This window comes from Pseudonocardia sp. DSM 110487, assembly GCF_019468565.1.
In the GTDB taxonomy this organism is placed as follows: domain Bacteria; phylum Actinomycetota; class Actinomycetes; order Mycobacteriales; family Pseudonocardiaceae; genus Pseudonocardia.
Window position 1 is genome coordinate 1,980,836 of record NZ_CP080521.1, and the last position, 18,747, is coordinate 1,999,582.

Annotated in this window: 17 protein-coding genes; 11 read left to right on the forward strand and 6 right to left on the reverse strand. The window is 72.5% G+C overall.

What is annotated here, in order from left to right:
• Positions 1–221 precede the first annotated feature (221 nt).
• From nikE to K1T35_RS09050, 4 genes are read right to left on the reverse strand one after another with little or no spacing between them, the layout of a single operon-like run.
• On the reverse strand, positions 222–1,814 hold the full coding sequence (gene nikE, locus K1T35_RS09035; protein ID WP_220259711.1) for an ABC transporter ATP-binding protein: 1,593 nt from the start codon (positions 1,812–1,814) through the stop codon (positions 222–224).
• Positions 1,811–2,698 carry an ABC transporter permease gene (locus K1T35_RS09040; protein WP_220259712.1) on the reverse strand — a complete coding sequence of 296 codons (888 nt, stop codon included), beginning with the start codon at positions 2,696–2,698 and terminating at the stop codon, positions 1,811–1,813. The genes nikE and K1T35_RS09040 overlap by 4 nt, the downstream gene beginning before the upstream one ends.
• A complete protein-coding gene (locus tag K1T35_RS09045) occupies positions 2,695–3,726 on the reverse strand; it encodes an ABC transporter permease (RefSeq protein ID WP_220259713.1) in 1,032 nt (343 codons plus the stop codon). Before K1T35_RS09045 ends, K1T35_RS09040 begins: the two co-directional genes overlap by 4 nt.
• Positions 3,727–3,773: 47 nt before the next feature.
• Positions 3,774–5,573 carry an ABC transporter substrate-binding protein gene (locus tag K1T35_RS09050; RefSeq protein ID WP_220259714.1) on the reverse strand — a complete coding sequence of 600 codons (1,800 nt, stop codon included), beginning with the start codon at positions 5,571–5,573 and terminating at the stop codon, positions 3,774–3,776.
• Between the two features lie 94 nt (positions 5,574–5,667).
• Here K1T35_RS09050 and K1T35_RS09055 point away from each other — a divergent pair, with 94 nt between their 5' ends.
• The 11 genes from K1T35_RS09055 (at position 5,668) to K1T35_RS09105 (ending at position 15,344) form a co-directional block, all read left to right on the forward strand.
• Positions 5,668–6,993, forward strand: coding sequence for a M20/M25/M40 family metallo-hydrolase (locus K1T35_RS09055; protein ID WP_220259715.1), 1,326 nt, complete (start codon positions 5,668–5,670; stop codon positions 6,991–6,993).
• A gap of 357 nt (positions 6,994–7,350) precedes the next feature.
• Positions 7,351–9,687 (forward strand): hydrogen gas-evolving membrane-bound hydrogenase subunit E, encoded by a 2,337-nt coding sequence (gene mbhE, locus K1T35_RS09060; protein WP_220259716.1) that lies wholly within the window; start codon positions 7,351–7,353, stop codon positions 9,685–9,687.
• Entirely contained in the window at positions 9,684–10,199 is a 516-nt protein-coding gene (locus K1T35_RS09065; RefSeq protein WP_220259717.1) for an MnhB domain-containing protein, read from the forward strand. Before mbhE ends, K1T35_RS09065 begins: the two co-directional genes overlap by 4 nt.
• A complete protein-coding gene (locus K1T35_RS09070; protein ID WP_220259718.1) occupies positions 10,196–10,663 on the forward strand; it encodes a Na(+)/H(+) antiporter subunit C in 468 nt (155 codons plus the stop codon). Before K1T35_RS09065 ends, K1T35_RS09070 begins: the two co-directional genes overlap by 4 nt.
• Positions 10,660–12,186, forward strand: coding sequence for a Na+/H+ antiporter subunit D (locus K1T35_RS09075; protein WP_220259719.1), 1,527 nt, complete (start codon positions 10,660–10,662; stop codon positions 12,184–12,186). The genes K1T35_RS09070 and K1T35_RS09075 overlap by 4 nt, the downstream gene beginning before the upstream one ends.
• Complete coding sequence (locus K1T35_RS09080; RefSeq protein ID WP_220259720.1) at positions 12,183–12,713, forward strand: Na+/H+ antiporter subunit E; 531 nt, start codon at positions 12,183–12,185, stop codon at positions 12,711–12,713. The genes K1T35_RS09075 and K1T35_RS09080 overlap by 4 nt, the downstream gene beginning before the upstream one ends.
• Positions 12,710–12,976 (forward strand): monovalent cation/H+ antiporter complex subunit F, encoded by a 267-nt coding sequence (locus tag K1T35_RS09085; protein WP_220259721.1) that lies wholly within the window; start codon positions 12,710–12,712, stop codon positions 12,974–12,976. The genes K1T35_RS09080 and K1T35_RS09085 overlap by 4 nt, the downstream gene beginning before the upstream one ends.
• Positions 12,973–13,326: a monovalent cation/H(+) antiporter subunit G gene (gene mnhG, locus K1T35_RS09090; protein ID WP_220259722.1), complete on the forward strand. Its 354-nt coding sequence runs from the start codon at positions 12,973–12,975 to the stop codon at positions 13,324–13,326. The genes K1T35_RS09085 and mnhG overlap by 4 nt, the downstream gene beginning before the upstream one ends.
• Positions 13,327–13,346: 20 nt before the next feature.
• A complete protein-coding gene (locus tag K1T35_RS09095; RefSeq protein ID WP_220259723.1) occupies positions 13,347–13,868 on the forward strand; it encodes a gamma carbonic anhydrase family protein in 522 nt (173 codons plus the stop codon).
• The gene (locus K1T35_RS09100; protein ID WP_220259724.1) at positions 13,868–14,548 is read left to right on the forward strand and encodes a uracil-DNA glycosylase; all 681 of its coding nucleotides are present in this window, start codon (positions 13,868–13,870) and stop codon (positions 14,546–14,548) included. The genes K1T35_RS09095 and K1T35_RS09100 overlap by 1 nt, the downstream gene beginning before the upstream one ends.
• Positions 14,549–14,615: 67 nt before the next feature.
• A complete protein-coding gene (locus K1T35_RS09105; protein WP_220259725.1) occupies positions 14,616–15,344 on the forward strand; it encodes a DUF429 domain-containing protein in 729 nt (242 codons plus the stop codon).
• Positions 15,345–16,234: 890 nt separating this feature from the next.
• Here K1T35_RS09105 and K1T35_RS09110 read toward each other — a convergent pair.
• Entirely contained in the window at positions 16,235–17,743 is a 1,509-nt protein-coding gene (locus tag K1T35_RS09110; protein ID WP_220259726.1) for a sulfatase-like hydrolase/transferase, read from the reverse strand.
• Entirely contained in the window at positions 17,740–18,741 is a 1,002-nt protein-coding gene (locus K1T35_RS09115; RefSeq protein ID WP_220259727.1) for an aliphatic sulfonate ABC transporter substrate-binding protein, read from the reverse strand. Before K1T35_RS09115 ends, K1T35_RS09110 begins: the two co-directional genes overlap by 4 nt.
• Between the last annotated feature and the right edge of the window lie 6 nt (positions 18,742–18,747).

Consider the following 18,747-nt stretch of genomic DNA (forward strand, 5'->3'; position numbering starts at 1 on the left):
GGGTCCACGTGTCGAGGGCACGCAGGGCCCGGCGGACGGCGCTGGAGAAGCGCGTCGTGGTCATGCCGTCCTCCGTCGAGGGTTGGTTGCGGGTTCCGCCCAGTACAGCGTCTGGGCCTTCTGGATCGTTCCAGGAAGCGGCTGTGAGGCTGCGCACGCGCAGGATCACCGACTCGGCGCGAGGCCGGCCGTATTCGGTCGACCGCGCACCCAATTGGTGATCATCGTCGATGGACCGGGCTTGCCGGGAGGGCCGAGAGCAGCAGCTTCGTGTACTCGTGATCGGGTGCGAGCAGCACCTGCTCGGTGGGTCCGGACTCGACGACCCGTCCCTGGTGCAGCACCACCACCCGGTCAGCGATCGTCCACGCCAGCCCGAGGTCGTGGGTGATCACCAGTGCGCCCAGACCCGGGTCCGAGCGCAGCCGGAGCAGCAGCGCGAGGATCTCCCCGCGCACCGAGGCGTCCAGCGAGGCCACCGGCTCGTCGGCCACGAGGAACCGCGGCCGCAGCGCGAGCGCCCCCGCGATCACCACCCGCTGCCGCTGCCCGCCGGACAGCTCGCCCGGCAGCGCGTGGCGGAACCTGTCGGGCGGCCGCAGCTCCGCCTGCTCTAGCGCTCCGTCCACGAGCTCACGCTCGTCACCGGGCAGCCGGTGGACCCGGAGGCCCTCGGCCACCGCCTCGTGCACGCTGTGTCGCGGGTTCAGCGCGCCGGTCGGGTCCTGCAGGACCAGCTGCACGTGCCGGCGGTACTCGCGCAGGTCGCGGCTGGAGCGGGGCAGCGGCCGCCCGTCGTAGCGCACCTCGCCTGCCGTGGCCTGCTGCAGGCCGAGCAGGCACCGGGCCAGCGTGGTCTTACCCGACCCCGACTGCCCGACGAGCGCGACGATCTCCCTGGGCCGCAGCTCGAGCGACACGCCGTCCACCGCGCGCAGGCTGCCGCCCCCGCGCAGCGGGAAGTCGACGGTGAGCCGGTCCGCGGCCAGCGCGGGACCGACGTCCGGCGGGCCCGGTTCCACCTTCCGCGACGTCGGGTCGCCGACGGTCGGGAAGGCCGCGGCGAGGGCCCGCGCGTGTGGGTGGGTCGGGCGGCGCAGCAGCCGCGCCGAGGGCCCTGCCTCGACCACGAGGCCGTCCTGCATGACGGCGACCCGCCCGCACGTCGCGGCCAGCACCGACAGGTCGTGGCTGATCAGCACCAGCCCGATACCCCGCTCGGTGACCAGCGCGCCCAGCCGGTCGAGCACCTGCTTCTGCACGACGACGTCCAGCGCCGTCGTCGGTTCGTCGGCGATCACCAGGTCGGGCGCGCACGCGAGCGCCATCGCGATCATGACCCGCTGCCGCTGGCCGCCGGACAGCTCGTGCGGGTACGCGGACGCCCGAGCGGCCGGCAGCTCCACCTGGTCGAGCAGGTCCGCCACGCGCTTCTCGACCCCGGTTGCGTCCGGCTCGTGCAGCCGGATCGGCTCGGCGATCTGCGTGGCGATCCGCTGCACCGGGTTGAGCGAGTGCATGGCGCCCTGGAACACGATCGCGGCGCCGGCCCACCGCAGCGCGCGCAGGCGGCCCCAGGACAGCGCTCCCACGTCCGTGCCGTGCACGAGTACCTGGCCCCCGATCTGGGCCGTGCGGGGCAGCAGTCGCAGCGCGGCGAGCGCGAGGGTGGACTTGCCGCAGCCCGACTCGCCTGCCAGCCCCAGCGTCTCGCCCGCGTCCAGGGCGAGCGAGACCCCGCGTACGGCGGCCTCGACGCCGCGGACGGTGCGGTAGGAGACAGTGAAGTCGCGGTACTCCAGCAGCGGGGTCATCGGCGGGCCTGAAGCGTCGGGTTGACGACGATCTCGAGTGCCCGGCCGACCAGCGTGAAGCCCAGCACGACGACCACGATCGCGAGCCCAGGCGGCAGCAGGTACCACCACGCGCCCGCGGTGATGGCGCCGGAGTCGAGCGCGGACTTCAGCATCCCGCCCCAGGACACCGTGGTCGGGTCGCCGAGGCCGAGGAACGACAGCGTCGACTCGGCGACGATCGCGCTGCCGACGGCCAGGGTGGTGCTCGCCAGCACGAGCGGGAGCACCGCGGGGAGCACGTGCCTTCCCAGCACGTGCAGGTGCCCGCCGCCGAGCACCTGCGCCCGCTCGATGAACGGTCGCGCCTCGATGGTCAGCGTCTGGGCGCGCACCAGCCGCGCCGTGGACGGCCAGGCCGTCACGCCGATCGCCACGATGATCGTCAGGACGCCGCGTTCCAGCACGGTGGACAGCACGATCGCGAGCACCAGCGACGGCAGCACCAGGAAGAAGTCGGTGAGCCGCAGCAGCACCGCCGACAGCCAGCCGCCGAAGTGCGCCGCAACCATCCCGACCACCGTGCCGATCACCACCGACAGCACAGTGGCGGCCACCCCGACCAGCAGCGAGATCCGCGTGCCGGTGAGCGTGAGCGCCAGCACCGACAGCCCGTTCTCGTCGGTGCCCAGCGGAAACTCCGCGCTCGGCGGTACGAGCACCCCGCCGGTCGCGTCGACGACCGAGAGGTGCTCCGGCGGCACCACCAGCGGCGCGGCGAGCGCCACGAGCAGCACCAGCAGCAGCACCGCGGCGCCCACCACGCCGGGCGGCTGGGCCAGGTAGGCGCGCGCGAACCGGCCGGCGGCGAGGCGGCGGCGCCGCCAGGCGATCGCGGCGGTCACGACGCCCGCACCCGCGGGTCGACCAGCCGGTAGCCGAGGTCGGCGAGGACGTTCATGAGCACGACGGCCACCGACAGCGTGATCAGCGTGCCCTGCAGCAGCGGGATGTCCGGCACCGCGAGAGCCTGGTAGGTCAGCAGGCCGAGGCCCGGCCACGAGAACACCGTCTCGACCGTGACCGCGCCCGCCACCACGAGCCCGACGTGCAGGAAGATGATCGTGATCGTGGGCAGCAGCGCGTTGGGCACCGCGTGCCGGCGCCGCACGAGGTCCTCGCGCAGGCCCTTGGCGCGGGCGGTGGTGAGGTAGTCGGCGGCCATCTCTTCCAGCAGCGAGGAGCGCATGACCATGAGGTACTGGGCGTAGACGACCGCCACCATCGTCAGGCACGGCAGCACGAGGTGGTGGGCGACGTCCAGCACGGCGGGCACGAACCCGTCGACCCCGCCGGGCGAGGTCATGCCGCCGGTGGGGAACAGGTCGAGGCCCACCGCGAACACCATGAGCGCGATCAGCCCCAGCCAGAACGTGGGCACCGACCACAGCACGAGCGCCGTGCCGGTGGCCACCCGGTCGAACACGCTCCCGTGCCGCCACGCGGCCCGGCTGCCCAGCCACAGCCCGAGCGCCACCGAGACCACGAGTGCGGTGCCGGTGAGCAGCACGGTCGGCCCGAGCCTGCCGAGGATGATCTCGGTGACCGGCCTGCTGTAGACGTAGGACGTGCCGAGGTCGCCGCGGGCCATGTCGGCCAGGTAGTCGACGAACTGCGCGGGCAGCGGCCGGTCCAGCCCGAACTCGGCACGTAGCCGGGCGAGCTGCTCGGGGTTGCCCGGCCGGTCCCGCGTCATCGTGCGGACCGGGTCGCCGGGCAGCACGCGGAACAGGAAGAACCCGAGGACGACGATCAGCCCGACGCTCACCAGCCCGCCGCCGAGCGTCCGCAGCACGAACGCCGCGGTGCCGCGGCCCCGGCGGGATGGCTCGGCGAGGTCGGCGGTCACCGCCGTCGTGGGCAGCTCACTCATGGCCCGGCCTCACCGGTGCTCACGACCAGGAATCGATCGCTCATGTGTCATTCGCGCTCGTCGCGGCTGCGCCGCCGGTTGCGGGCTACGAGGAACGCCCCGCCGCCGAGCACGACCACCGCCGCGAGCACCCCGGCCACGACGCCGGCGGCGCCACCACCGGAGCCCGCTGCGGCCTGGTCGGCGGCCACCGGCCTGGCGCCGTAGTAGCCCCAGTAGCCGGTCTGGCCGGTGATGACCCCGCCGTCCTCCGGCTGGGTGACGAAGCCGGTGAACCGGTCGGCGCGGTACGCCTCCAGCATCGCGTCGTGGGTCAGCACGATCGCGTGCACGTCGTCGTAGAGCATCGACTGCATCCGCCGCACGATCTCGCGCCGCTCGGTCTCGTCGATCGCGGCCTGCTGCGTGGCGTGGAGCTGGTCGTATGCGGGGTTGCAGTAGCCGGAGTCGCTCTCCGACGTCCCGTTGGCGGCGCAGGTCTGCTGGCCGAGCGTGGCGTCCGGGTCGGGGTTGACGCTCCAGCCGCTCACCGCGATGTCGAAGTTGCCTGCGACCGTGGCGTCGTCGACCTGGTTGGACGACATGATCTGCGGGGTGACGCCCACCCCGATCGCGGTGAACCAGCCGGCGAGGAACTCGAGCAGCTGCGGGTTGGTGGGCACCTGGTTCCCGGCGATCAGCCGGAGGGTGAGCGGCCTGCCGTCCGGGCCGGTGCGCACGCCGTCCGGGCCGGGGCGGTAGCCCGCCTCGTCGAGCAGGGCTCTCGCCCGCGCCGGGTCGTGGCCGCGGCGCTGGCCATCGGACGGCGTGAACGTCCAGTCCGGGTAGACCGGCGGGATGATCCCGTACCCCGGTTCCGAATAGCCCTGCTTGACCCGCTCCACGACCGCACCGGCGTCGACGGCGTGGTGCAACGCCTTGCGCACCCGCACGTCGCGCAGGGCCGGGTGGCCGTCGCCGAAGGGCTGCCCGTCCACGCCGCTCGGGTGCGACCAGTTGAGCAGCAGCTCCGTGTAGCGCCGGTTGCGGCCCTCGTTGCGGCCGATCGCGGGGTTGCCATCCAGCGAGTCGAACTGGGCGGGGGTCAGGTCGCGCACCAGGTCGACGTCGCCCTTGAGCAGGCCTTGCACCGCGGCGTCGACGTTCTCGTAGCGGACGAACTGGAGCGAGTCGAGCAGCGGGCGGCCGCGCCAGAAGCGGTTGTTGGCGCTGAGCGTGACCGACTGCCCCTCCTGGTGACCGGTGACGATGTACGGCCCGCTGCCCACCACCGGGAGCTCCTCGGCACCGGTGGCGGTGCCGATCTGCGCCACCCGCGAGGACCAGACGTGCTCGGGCACGATCGGGATGTCGGTGGCGAGGATCGAGGCCTGCGGCTGCTTCGTGGTGATCGCCACGGTGCGGTCGTCGATGGCGGTGACCGCGGCGAAGTTGGTGACGGCAGAGCCGTTCGCGTCCTGCGCCGCCGGGTTGGTCATGAGCTGGGTGTAGGTGAACGCCACGTCCCGTGCGGTGATCGGCGTTCCGTCCGACCACTGCGCATCACGGATCCGGAACGTCCAGGTGAGGCCGTCCGGCGAGGACTCCCAGCTCTCCGCGAGCCCGGGCTGCACCGCGTTGTCCGGCCCCACCATGGTGAGGTTCTCGTAGGTGAGGCGCATGACCTGCGTGGAGGACAGGAACACCGCGACGAACGGGTTGAGCGAGTCGATGTCCTGCGTGAGTGCGACCCGCAGCGTGGTGCCGCCCGGCGGTGGCTGGGCGTGCGCCACACCCGGCCCGCCGGCGGCGATCGTGGCCGCGAGCAGCGCGGCTCCCGCGCATGTTCCGAACGAGACCCTTCGCATGGCTTCCCCCCGAAGATGCGCCGTTGCGGTGGGCCGAACCAATCATCGTCACGCCCTGGCGTCAATGGGTTACGGACAGCTAGCCTGGGTGATCATGCAGGTGGTCGATCCGGCGCACGGCGTTGCCGACCTGTGCTCCGCGCTGGTGCGCATCGACACGACGAACCGGTCCCGCGGCGACGCGGTCGGCGAGCGGGAGGCGGCCGAGCTCGTCGCCAGGGTGCTCGCCGACGAGGCCGGGCTCGAGCCGGCGCTGCTCGAATCGGCCCCGCGGCGCACGAGCGTCGTGGCGCGCGTGGCCGGTCGCGATCCCGGGCTCGGCGCGCTGCTGGTGCACGGGCACCTCGACGTCGTGCCCGCCGACCCGGCCGGCTGGACGGTGCCGCCGTTCTCGGGGGCGGTGCGGGACGGCTACGTGTGGGGCCGCGGCGCGGTGGACATGAAGGACGCCTGCGCCAGCGTGCTGGCGGTGCTGCGCTCGTGGCCGGCTCGCGGCGTGCGTCCCCGCCGGGACGTGGTGGTCGCGTTCGTCGCGGACGAGGAGACCGGGGGCGCCTACGGCGCCGAGTGGCTGGTGGCGCAGCACCGGGGACTGTTCGACGGGTGCGCTGCCGCCATCGGTGAGGGAGGTGGGTTCCCGCATCCGGCGGGCGGGGTGCGGTTCTACCCCGTCGGCACGGCCGAGCGGGGCACCCTGCACCTGCGGCTGACCGCCACCGGGCGGGGCGGGCACGGCTCGCGGCCGAACCCGGACAACGCCGTCGTCGCGCTGGTCGAGGCGCTCGCCCGGGTGGCAGCGCACCGGTTCCCGGTGCGGCTCACGCCGACCGTCTGCGAGTACCTCCTGCGCACGGCGGAGGCCGTGGGCGTGCCCGCGGAGCTGGATTCCGACGCCGGCGTGGACGCGACGATCGCGCGGCTGGGCCATGCGGGCCGGCTGGCGGCCGGGGTGGTGCGTCACACGATGACGCCCACGGCGCTGGCCGCGGGCGGCGCCGTGAACGTGATCCCGCCGGTGGCCACGGCGATGGTGGACACGCGGGTGCTGCCCGGCGGGTTGGACGAGGTGATCGCGGTGCTGCGCGAGCTCCTCGGTCCACGGGTGCGGCACGAGGTCGTCGTGCAGGCCGATCCGGTGCAGGCGCCGTTCGACTCGCCGTGGTTCGCGGCGATGGCCGATGCGCTGCGGGCGGGCGATCCGCACGCCGTTGTCGTGCCGTACTGCCTAGGCGGGGGCACCGACGCGAAGGCGTTCTCCGCGCTCGGGATCCCGTGCTACGGATTCGCCCCGCTGGGGCCTGCCCCGGACGGGGACGGCTACGACCACCGAGCGATGGCGCACGCCGTGGACGAGCGGGTGCCGATCAGCGGTCTGGAGTTCGGCGCGCGGGTGCTCGACCGCTTCCTGCTGCAGGTCTGACCCATCTGTGAGAGGACCCACGGAGCGGCCATGGCCGGGCGGAGCGGGATGATCGGTAGGGTGGTCTTCGGGAGCCCCCGGCCCGGATTGTCCGCTTCTGCGGTGCGCACCGGTTATTTTCGCGGGGCTGGGAACGACGATCGGGCCGTTCCGGGTACCTCACGGGCGAGGGCGCGCATGGCCCGTCCGCTGAGCGAAGCTTGCGCAGCGAACAGACGACGCTGAGCGAAGCTCGCGCAGCGAACAGACGACGCTGAGCGGAGACTGCACAGCGCACCGACGACGCTGAGCGAAGCCCGCCCAGCGAACCGACATCGCCGAGCGGGGTCTCGGCGTGGCCGACCGGGAGGAGACCGCGTGCTCGCTCTCGTGGCGGCGCACCTCGTGGTCGCGGGACTGCTGCCACTCGTGTCGGCGCGCAGCACGCGGGCGGCGTTCGGCGTGGCGGCGGTGCTGCCCGCGGCCACGCTGCTGTGGGCGCTGGCGAACGCGGGTCCTGCGCTCGCAGGCGGTCTCGACGAGACCACGGCCTGGTCGCCCGCGCTCGGCCTCGAGCTGTCCTTCCGGCTCGACGCACTCGGGCTCGCGATGATCGTGCTGGTGTCCGGGATCGGCGCGGTGATCCTCGCCTACTGCATCGGCTACTTCGGGTCCGCCTCCCCGGCCGCCACGCGCTCCGCGGCTCTGCTGCTCGCGTTCGCGGGCGCGATGCTCGGCCTCGTACTCGCCGACGACCTGCTCACGTTGTACGTGTTCTGGGAGCTCACGTCGATCGCCTCGTTCCTGCTGGTCGGGCAGGGCGGCGAGAAGCGCGAGGAGCGAAGGGCGGCCGTGCAGGCGCTGCTCGTCACGGTCTTCGGGGGCCTGACGATGCTGCTCGGCTTCGTGCTGCTCGGTGAGGCGGCGGGCACCTACCGGATCTCGGAGATCCTCGCCGACCCGCCCCGTGGCGGCCTCGTCACCGCCGCGCTGCCGCTGATCCTGCTCGGGGCGTTCACGAAGTCGGCGCAGCTGCCGTTCCACCCGTGGCTCCCCGCCGCGATGGTGGCGCCCACACCGGTGAGCGCGTACCTGCACGCGGCGTCGATGGTGAAGGCGGGCGTCTACCTGGTGGCCCGGCTCTCGCCCGCGTTCGCCGACCTCGCGGTGTGGACGGTGCCGGTGCTCGTCGCCGGGGTGGGCACCATGCTCGTCGGCGGCTGGCGGGCCCTCTCCGCCACCGACCTCAAGCGGCTGCTCGCGTTCGGCACGGTGAGCCAGCTCGGGTTCCTGATGGTGCTCTTCGGTGCGGGCGGGCGAGTGGCCGCGATGGCCGGCATCGCGATGCTGCTCGCGCACGGCATGTTCAAGGCCACCCTGTTCCTCACGGTCGGTGCCGTCGACCACGCCACCGGCACGCGTGACGTGCGTGAACTGTCCGGCGTCGGCCGCGCCATGCCCGGCCTCGCCGTGGCAGGGGCGCTCGCGGCCGCGTCGATGGCCGGGCTGCCGCCGCTGATCGGCTTCGTCGGCAAGGAGGCGGCGTTCGAGGCGTTCCTGCACGGCACCGTGGAGAACTGGGCCGTCGCGGGCGGGCTGCTGTTGGGCTCGGTGCTCACCGTCGCCTACAGCGCGCGCTTCCTCTGGGGAGCGTTCGCCCGCAAGCCCGGCCGGGACGCCACGCCCGTGCACGGCCTCGGCCCCGCGCTGACCGTGCCGATCTGGCTGTGCGCCGCCGCCGGTCCAGTGCTCGGGATCGCGACACCGATCGTCGACGCCGAGGCGGCGAGCTACGCCGCGGCGCTCCCCGGTGACCCCGGCTACCACCTCGCGCTCTGGCACGGGTTCGGACTCCCGCTGCTGTTCTCCGCGATCGCGGTGGCCTGCGGGCTCGCGCTGCACGTCGCCCGCGCCCGGCTGACGGCGCTCGCGGATCGCAGCCCGCTCGATGCCCAGCGCGCGTACGAGAAGGCGATCGCGGGCATCGGCCGGGTGGCGGTCGGCATCACGGGCCGGCTGCAGGTCGGCTCCTCGCCCGCCTACCTGGCCACGATTCTCGTGACGTTCGTGCTGCTCCCGGGCGTGGCCACGGTGCTGGCGGGCGCGTGGCCCACGTCGGTGCCGCTCTACCACGACGTGATCCAGGTTCCGCTCGCGATCGTGGTGGTGATCGCGGCGCTCGCCGTCACAAGGGCACGGCGGCGGTTCACCGCCGTACTGCTCGTCGGTGTGATCGGCTACGGCGTCGGTGGCCTGTTCATCGTCGACGGCGCGCCGGACCTCGCGCTCGCCCAGTTCCTCGTCGAGACGCTCTCGCTGGTCGCGTTCGTGTTCGTGCTGCGCAGGCTGCCCGCCCACTTCACCGAGACCCGCCCGTCGCGGCGGATCCGCGTGCCGAAGGCGCTGCTCGGAGCGGTCGCCGGGTTCGCGGTGGCGGTCTTCGCGCTCGTGCTCTCCGCGGCGCGCACCGAGCCTGCCACCACGAGCGCCGAGCTCGCCCGGCTGGCACCGGAGGCAGGCGCCACCAACGTGATCAGCGCGATCCTCGTCGACTTCCGGGCACTCGACACCGTGGGGGAGATCGGCGTGCTGTTCGTCGCCGCGGCAGGGGTGGCGAGCCTCGTGCTGGCCACCCGCCACGACCGGCGGCGGCGCGGAGCACCGGTGGAGAGCGGGCAGAGCACGCCCCGCCACGAGGAGGACGTGCTCGGATGACCAAACCGTTCGAGGAATGGGACCGGCCCCGCCAGGCGTGGATGCTCTCCGGCGACTGCCGCGGCGTCCGCCAGCGCACGCTGCTGCTGGAGATGACCACCCGGGCGCTCTTTCCCACGGTGCTGGTGTTCTCGGTGTACCTGCTGCTCGTCGGGCACTACGGGCCGGGCGGCGGATTCGCGGCCGGGCTCGTGGCGGGCCTCGCGTTCGTCCTGCGCTACATCGCGGGCGGCAGCGACGTCGCCGTGCGCGTCCGCCCGCCCGTGCTCATCGGGCTCGGGCTCACCGTCGCCCTGCTCACCGCGCTGGCGCCCACCCTCGTCGGTGCTCCGGTGCTCGCCACCACCAAGCTCGCGCTCGACCTGCCGCTCGTCGGGCACGTCGAGACCCAGACCAGCGTGTTCCTCGACGTCGGCGTGTACCTGCTGATCGTCGGTGTCGTGCTCGACCTGCTGCGCTCGCTCGGCGCCGGGATCGAGCGCGACATGCGCGACGCGGGGGAGCCCCGATGACGACCGTCAACCTCGTGATGGCCGCCACCGTCGGCGTGCTCTACGGCACCGGTTTCACGCTGCTGCTGTCGCGCTCGCTCATGCGGGTGCTGATCGGCGTCGTCGTGCTGGGGCACGGCACCAACCTGCTCCTGCAGCTGGCGGGCGGGCCGCCGGGCAGGCCACCGATCCTGGGCGCGGCGTCGCCCGATGAGTTCACCGACGCCCTGCCGCAGGCGCTCGCCCTCACCGCGGTCGTGATCACCTTCGCGCTCACGACGTTCCTGCTCGCGCTCGGCTACCGCTCCTACGTCCTCGTCGGCCACGACGAGGTGCAGGACGACGTCGAGGACCGGCGGATCGCGCGGCAGAAGACGCCGTCCGCGCCGCTCGAGGACGACGGTGAGGACGAGGCGGATCCCCTCGCACCCGCCGAGCGCGCCGACGAGCACGTGGAGGCCGAGGCAAGGAGGGATGCCCCGTGAGTGCCCTTCTGCCGCTCCCCGTGCTGCTGCCGATGCTCGGGGCGGCGCTCTCGATCGTCGGCAGCCGGTCGGCGTGGCTGCAGCGCGTCGTCGGGATCGTCGTCCTCGCGGCCGTTGCCGTGTTGGCCGCCGTGCTGCTCGTCGCCGCCGACCGGCAGGGCCCGATCGTCGCCGAGCTCGGCGGCTGGCCCGCGCCCGTCGGGATCGCGCTCGTGGCCGATCGGCTCTCCGCGCTGCTGCTGCTCGTGTCCACGCTGGTCACGCTCGCCGTGCTCGTCTACGCGATCGACCAGCGCATCGCCGACTACGGCAGCGCCACCGCCAGCACCACGTTCCACCCGATGTACCTCATGCTGTGCGCCGGGGTGTCGCTCGCCTACCTCACCGGCGACCTGTTCACGCTGTTCGTGGCGTTCGAGCTGATGCTCACCGCGTCCTACGTCCTGATCACCCGGCGGACCGGCGCCAACCGGATCCGGGCGGGGATGACGTACGTGACGGTCAGCCTGCTGTCGTCGCTGCTGTTCCTCACGGCCGTGGCGATGGTCTACGCCGCCACCGGCACCGTGAACCTCGCCGACCTCGCGGGCCGGGTGGGGGAGCTGCCACCCGGGCTCCAGACGGTGCTGGCGTTGATGCTGCTCGTCGTCTTCGGGATCAAGGCGGCGATCGTGCCGCTGCACTCATGGCTGCCCGACAGCTACCCGAACGCGCCCGGACCGGTGGCGGCGCTCTTCGCGGGGCTGCTCACGAAGGTCAGCTTCTACGCGCTGCTGCGCACCCAGACGCTGCTCTTCCCGCGCGAGGAGCCGTGGACCCTCATGCTCGTGCTGTCGGTCGCCACGATGCTCGTGGGCGTCGTCGGCGCGCTCGCGCAGAACGACCTCAACCGGCTGCTGTCGTTCCTGCTGGTCAGCCACATCGGGTTCCTGCTATACGGGCTCGCGGTTTTCGACGCGGCCGGTGTGTCCGGTGCGGCCCTCTACGCCGCGCACCACATCACGGTGCTCGCCACGCTCTTCCTGGTGAGCGGGCTCATCACCCGGCGCACCGGAACGGTGGCGCTGGACCGGATGGGTGGCCTGCTACGCACATCACCTGGCCTCGCGATCCTGTTCGCCATCCCCGCCCTGACGCTCGCCGGGGTGCCACCGACGGCCGGGTTCGTCGCCAAGCTCGCGCTCCTGCAGGCCGGCGCGGCGAGCGGGCCCGCCGAGCGGGCCGTGGCCGGCGTCGTGATCGTCGCGAGCCTGCTCACCCTCTACGCGCTGGTCCGCGTGTGGGTGCGTGTGTTCTGGGGCGAGCCGCAGCCTCCGGTGCCCGACGTCGACCCCACCGACGAGGTGCTCGTCGGCACGGCGCGCACGTCCGTGCCGATGTACGCGGCCACCGCCGGGCTCATCGCGGTGAGCCTCGCGATCGCGGCCTTCGCGGGCCCCCTCGCCGGCGTGACCGAGCGGGCCGGCGTGGACCTGCTCGACCGCGAGCCCTACCGCATCGCCGTGCTCGGGGAGGGACCGTGACGCGCAGCTTGCCGGCCGTGCTGTGGCTGACCTTCGTCTGGGTCCTGCTGTGGGGCACCTTCTCGCCGGCGTCAATCGTGGGTGGCATCCTCGTCGCGGTGCTGGTCACGGCGCTGTTCCGGCTGCCGCCCGCCACCGATCGGCTGCCGGTGCGCCCGCTGCCCGTCCTCCGGCTCGCCCTGTTCCTGCTGTGGGACCTGGCGGTGTCCGGGGCCGAGGTGAGCTGGCAGGTGCTGCGGCACGGCCCGCGCGCCAGTGGCGCGATCATGGCCATGCCGCTGATCTCGTCGTCGGACCGGGTGGTCACGGTGATGGCCAACGCCCTCTCGCTGTCCCCCGGCACGATGGCGCTGCAGATCGACCACGACCACGACGTCTGGTACGTCTACGCGCTGGGCCCCCGCGACCAGGCGGGCGTGGAGCGGGCCCGGCGGCGCGTCGTGGACATGCAGCGGCGGGTGCTGGCCGCACTGGGCTCCCCTGGCGAACAGGCGGAGGCGGAGCGCGTGCTGGGGAGGATGTCGTGACGGTCGTCTTCGTCGTCGTGCTGGCGCTGCTGTGCGCCGCCGGTGCGCTCACGCTCGTCCGGCTGCTGCGCGGGCCGGACACCCTGGACCGGATCGCCGCCCTCGACGTGTTCGTGATCCTCATCGTGGCCGCCGCCGCGGTGTACGTCGCGATCCACCGCGACGGCTCCAACATCCCGCTGCTCGCCGCGGTCGCGCTGCTGGGGTTCGTCGGGTCGGCCACCGGCACCCGGCTGGCGGAGCGCAGGAAGGGGCACCGATGATCGACCCAGTTGCGATCGACATCGTCTCCGCGGTGCTGCTGCTCACCGGCGCCATGTCGTGCCTGCTCGGGGCGCTCGGGCTGGTGCGGCTGCCGGACCTGCCGAGCCGCATGCAGGCCGCCACCAAGCCGCAGACACTCGGGCTGCTGCTGATCCTCGCCGGCACCGCGCTGCGGGTGGAGCTGGAGAGCGCGGTGACGTTGCTGCTGGTCGGGCTGTTCCAGGTGATCACTGCACCGGTGATCTCGCAGCTGCTCGGCCGCTCTGCGTACCGGGCCGGCACCGTGCGCAGGGAGTTGCTGGTCGTCGACGAGCTGGCCGGGAAGATGCCTGAGGAGCGGTCGTCCTAGCGATCGCTAGGCTCCTCCGGGTGCCCGTCTACGCACTCGGTGAGGTCGAGCCGGATATTCATCCCGATGCCTACGTCCATCCGGACGCCGTCGTGATCGGCAACGTCACGATCGGGGCAGAGGCGTCGGTATGGCCGACCGCCGTACTGCGCGGTGACGACGGCCGCATCGAGGTCGGCGCCCGCACGAGCGTGCAGGACGGATCGATCATCCACTGCACCCCGCACGAGCCGACGATCATCGGGAACGAGGTCACCATCGGGCACAACGTGCACATCGAGGGTGCTGTGATCGGCGACCGCGCCCTCATCTCGTCGGGTTCCGTCGTGCTGAACGGTGCCCGCGTCGGTGCCGGGGCCGTCGTCGCGGCCGGCGCCGTCGTATCGCCGAAGACGGAGATCCCGGACAGGCGGATGGCGATCGGCGTGCCCGCTCGGATCCGGGAGGGCCACGAGGTGCCCGAAGGCTATTTCGACCATGCTGTTCAGAGCTATGTCCGGCGCGGCAAGCGGTTCCGCGCCGAGCTGAGGAGGATCGCCTGATGTCGGCACGACCGCTCGAGGAGGTCGTCGAGGCCGGATGGGCCGCGGCGCTGGCCCCGGTGGCCCCGGTGATCGCCGACATGGGGGCCTTCCTGCGCGCCGAGCTCGCGGCCGGCCGCCGCTACCTGCCCGCAGGCGCCAACGTCCTGCGTGCGTTCCAGCAGCCCTTCGACGGGGTGCGGGTGCTGATCGTGGGCCAGGACCCGTACCCGACGCCGGGCCACGCGATCGGGCTGTCGTTCTCGGTGTCGCCGGAGACACGCCCCGTGCCGCGCTCGCTCGCGAACATCTTCCGCGAGTACACGGAGGACCTCGGCCACCCGACCCCGTCCACCGGCGACCTCACGCCATGGGCCGACCAGGGTGTGCTGCTGCTCAACAGGGTGCTCACCGTCGAGCCGGGCAACCCAGGCTCGCACCGCGACAAGGGCTGGGAGAAGGTCACCGAGCAGGCCATCCGCGCCCTCGTGGACCGGGACGGCGAGCCGCTCGTCGCGATCCTGTGGGGGCGGGACGCCCGCAACCTGGCCCCGTTGCTCGCCGACGTGCCGTGCATCGAGTCGGCCCACCCGAGCCCGATGTCGGCCGACCGCGGCTTCTTCGGCTCCCGCCCGTTCAGCCGGGCCAACGCCCTGCTGGAGGAGCTGGGTGGGGAGCCGGTGGACTGGAAGCTCCCCTAAGCCGCGCCGGGTCTCCGCACTGCGACAGCCACGAGGCTGACGCACCGGCGTGTGGAAATGTGGCGTCGTGCGGACAATCGGTGTCGATCTCGCGGCACAGGCGAAGCACACAGCGATCGTCGTTCTCGACTGGGACGCCGGGTCAGCGCGGCTGACCGACGCCGGGATCCCCACCGACGACGACGCGGTGCTGCGCCGGTCGGCAGGCGCGGACAAGGTCGGCATCGACTGCCCGCTCGGCTGGCCCGAGCCCTTCGTCGAGTTCCTCGGCGCGCAGCGGACGGGCCCGCCCGAGACCGTGCCGGACTGGCGGTCGCTGGCGTACCGCCGCACCGACCGGCACGTGCACACGGTCACCGGCCTGACACCGCTGAGCGTCTCCACCGACCGCATCGGCCTCACCGCGATGCGAGCGGCGCGGCTACAGGGCCGGCTGATGGCGTGCGGACACGACGTCCGACGGAACGGTGCCGGCTTGATCGTCGAGGTCTATCCCGCGGCTGGGCTGAAGCTGTGGCGGCTGCCGCACCACCGGTACAAGGGGAGCGCGAACCGGGATGCGCTCGGCGCGCTCGTCGACGCGCTGCTGGGCGCAGCACCCTGGCTGGAACTCGGCGAGCACGAGCGGACCTGCAGGTTGAGCGACCACGCCTTCGACGCCCTCGTCGCCGCGCTGCTCGCCGGGGCTGCAGCGCGTGGCGCCACAGCGGCGCCGGACGACGGGGACCGCGCCGCTGCCGTCACGGAGGGATGGATCGCGCTTCCGACGGGCCGGCTCGTGGACCTCGCGAGCTAGTGCTCCCCACCGGAGGTTCGCCAAGGGGCTCGGCGGCCCAGCTCCACGCTGGGCGCACCGGCGGACAGCCCGAGTACAACCCGGTACGAGGGCTGCCCGCCGGCACGCCCAGCGAGAAGCTGGATCCACCGATACCCCCGACGAACCTCCGGTGGGAAGCACTAGCGCCCCGTAGGAAGTCCGCCGAGTTCAGACCGCAGCCGGACTTTCTGATCACGGGTGTCGATGCTGTCGACGAGAGGCCGGATGGTGGGTCGCGCGCGTGATCCGCGCTTTCGTCCATGGCTGCGCCAGAGGGTGTTGCCGAATCCGGTTGGGCCGCGTTGAGGGCTGGGTGGTTGGAACGGTGGTCTTGCCTGCTCGTGGGTGCCCGGGGCCTTCGGTGGCGCCGTACAGTGTGCGGGGCCGCACAACACCGGCAGGCCACGGGCCTGCCCTCCGGGCGCGCGGCGCCACCGAAGGCGGTCCCACGGGCAAGATCCAGGCTTCGGCGCGAAACGGCGAAATCAAGCCGGTAACGCGCCGAAACACCGATCAGGGCCGCGCCACACGCCGACGATCGGCGCGAGATGTGCACAGGTGCCCCGGCAGAGGTGACGGTGCGCATCTCGGAATGATCACCGCCGCTCACGCACCGGTTCTCGGCCCATGCGGCCCGTCGATGGGTCGCGTGACCCGACACGGGGTGCGCGAGGGCGTCACGGGCCTCGTGAGACTGGCCTCCTGGCGGCGCCGCTCCACGCCGCCGTGAGCTCGGGGGCCGAGCGCACGAGCTTCATCCGGGTCCGTGAGCGCCCGCTTCTCGGGAGAGCGCGGCGGACGCATCGCGGACGGCTGTCCGATGTGGGCGGCTCATGAGCAGCCGTGGCGGCTGTCGGCGCTGCGTCGCGTCACGCGACGTGCACCTCGTCCTCGGTGGATCGGTACGTCGTCTCGTCGAGGCCGGACTGGGTTGGGTCGTGGTCGACATCCCCGACGTCGTACATCGTGGTCATCCAGTGGTAGAAGTTGTCGCCGCGGTCCCGTAGCTGACGATAGAGACGCCGCATCAACAGCGTTCGGACCGGCGCCATCTCCGGGTGGTGGTAGACGTTCAACAGCTCGTCCGGGTCGTTCTCGAGGTCGTAGAGCTCGTTCGTCGAGTCCGGGTTGACCACCAGCTTGTAGCGGTCCTCGCGCAGCATCCGCTGCGGGTACGGGAAGTGGTGCCCGTGGAACTCGCAGACGATGTCGGGAGCCCACTCCACCTGCCGGCCCTCGACAAGCGGCACGAGACTGCGCGAGTCGACGGCCGCTGCCGGGTCGATGCCGGCGAGCTCGAGGATCGTCGCCGTGCAGTCGAGCAGGCTCACGAACTCGCTGCGCGCCTGGCCCGGCGGTGCTCCGGGGATCCGCACGATCCCGGCCGTGCGGTAGATGTCCTCGTACATCGCGGGGCCCTTGTCGTGCAGCCGGTGCGAACCGGTGAACTCACCGTGGTCGGAGGTGAAGAACACCGCGGTGCCGTCGGCGAGCCCGAGCCGCTCGAGCGCGTCCAGCACCCGGCCGACCTGCTCGTCGATCAGCGACACGTACCCCCAGTAGACCGCGATGAGCTTGCGCGTCACCTCGATCGGCATCGTGTCGAACGTCCAGTGGGCGCTGTAGTTGCGCTGCACGGGCGGCTTGCCCTCGAAGGTCTCCGCGATCGACTTCGGCAGCTCGACCAGTTCGGGGTCGATCATGTCGAAGTAGGAGTCGGGCACGATGTACGGAAGGTGCGGGCCGAAGAAGCTGAGCTCCAGGAAGAACGGGGTGTCGGGGGTCGCCGCGTAGCGTTCCAGCAGCTCGATGGTGCGGGTGGCGAGGTAGTGCTCGAACGTCGCCTCCACCGGCTGGTGGAGGCGGGCGGCGAGGAGGTTTCCCGGCCCGCCGTTGGGCAGCGTGCCCCGGATCCGGTCGCTGATCTCGTACGGCGGGAGCCCGTGCTCCCGCAGGTACGCGAGGTAGTCCTCGTTGTCGACGGGGTTGTGCCAGCCCGGCAGGTCGGGTCCGTCGAATCCGAAGGAGGCGGCGTTCTTCTCCGTACCCGCGTGCCACTTGCCCACGAGACCGGTGTTGTAGCCGTGCTCCCGGAGCGCCTCCACGAACGTGAACGTCCCGTCGGCGAGGTCCTCGCGGTAGCCGACGTTGCGTTCGTGGTTCGCGAGCACCTGGTGCCGGAACGGGGCCTGGCCGGTGAGCAGGCTCGCGCGCGCCGGTGTGCAGATCGCGGTGGGCGTGTACCAGCGGTCGAACCGGGTGCCCGAGCGGGCGAGCCCGTCGAGCACCGGCGTGGCCGCGTGCGGGTTGCCGTAGGCCCCGAGCGTGTCGACCCGGTGCTGGTCGGTCATCAGGAAGAGGATGTTCCGCGGGCTCATTCGCTGGCCTGCAGGAAGAGGTCGCCGGTGTAGTACTGCGCCGGGTCCACCGGTGCCTGCAGCTTGCCCGCGCCGACGAAGTAGTCACCGAGGCCGGCGAACCACTTGTTGATCGTGCCGTCGCGGGTCAGCCGGTCGAGCTCGTCGAGGGAGAGGACCTGCACGTTCGCGGCGTCGGCCTGCACCTGGGCCGGGTCGAGGGCGGAGAAGTCCGCGGTGAGCTGGACGGCCTGGGCCGGGTTCGCGGCGCGGGAGGCGATCGCCTCCCGCAGGACCTTGAGCACGCGCTCCACCTTCTCCGGCTCGCCCGCGACGACGTCGTTGCCCGCCACGAACGCCGTCGGGAACGCGACGGTCTCCTCGAAGTCCTGGTTCGTCGCCAGCTCGACGAGGTCGGGCACCCGCTGCTTCACCGTCGCCAGAGCCGGGTACCAGATGCCGGCGGCGTCGACCTGCTTCGACGACAGCGCGGTGATGATGGCGGCAGGCTCCATCGCCACGAGCTGCACGTCCGCCTTCGCCATCCCGGCCTTCTGGAGCGCGAGCGTGAGGATCATGTCGCCGGACGTGCCCTCCGGGACCGCGACGGTCCGGCCGCGCAGGTCAGCGATCGAGCCGATGCCCGGCTGGGCGACGACGCGGTCGGCCCGGCCGAGCGTGTTGACGGCGACGATCTTGGCCTGCCCGGACGCCGGGAGCCAGATCGCGCCCGGGCCGATGTAGCCGAAGTCCAGGTCGCCGGTGCCGAGTGCCTGGATCTGCAGCGGCCCGTTCGTGAACGACGTCGTCGTGACGTTCACCCCGTGCTTCTCCCACAGCCCTTGGTCCTCGGCGATCGCGAGCAGGCTCGTACCGTTGAAGTCTGGGATGAAGCCGAAGTTCACGTCGACGGGCGCCGTCCCGTCCGGGGCCGCGGGGGCGCCAGCGCCGCAGCCTGCGACGACCGCGAGGGCCAGGCCTGCGGCGACGGCACCGATCAGTCTTCTGGTGATCCGCATGGCGGT

Coding starts and splice junctions, on each gene's coding strand:
- K1T35_RS09115 (WP_220259727.1), bottom strand. CDS start 18,741: ATGCGGATCACCAGAAGACTGATCGGTGCCGTCGCCGCAGGCCTGGCC.
- mnhG (WP_220259722.1), top strand. CDS start 12,973: ATGATCGACCCAGTTGCGATCGACATCGTCTCCGCGGTGCTGCTGCTC.
- K1T35_RS09055 (WP_220259715.1), top strand. CDS start 5,668: ATGCAGGTGGTCGATCCGGCGCACGGCGTTGCCGACCTGTGCTCCGCG.
- nikE (WP_220259711.1), bottom strand. CDS start 1,814: ATGACCCCGCTGCTGGAGTACCGCGACTTCACTGTCTCCTACCGCACC.
- K1T35_RS09050 (WP_220259714.1), bottom strand. CDS start 5,573: ATGCGAAGGGTCTCGTTCGGAACATGCGCGGGAGCCGCGCTGCTCGCG.
- K1T35_RS09045 (WP_220259713.1), bottom strand. CDS start 3,726: ATGAGTGAGCTGCCCACGACGGCGGTGACCGCCGACCTCGCCGAGCCA.
- K1T35_RS09065 (WP_220259717.1), top strand. CDS start 9,684: ATGACCAAACCGTTCGAGGAATGGGACCGGCCCCGCCAGGCGTGGATG.
- K1T35_RS09110 (WP_220259726.1), bottom strand. CDS start 17,743: ATGAGCCCGCGGAACATCCTCTTCCTGATGACCGACCAGCACCGGGTC.
- K1T35_RS09070 (WP_220259718.1), top strand. CDS start 10,196: ATGACGACCGTCAACCTCGTGATGGCCGCCACCGTCGGCGTGCTCTAC.
- K1T35_RS09100 (WP_220259724.1), top strand. CDS start 13,868: ATGTCGGCACGACCGCTCGAGGAGGTCGTCGAGGCCGGATGGGCCGCG.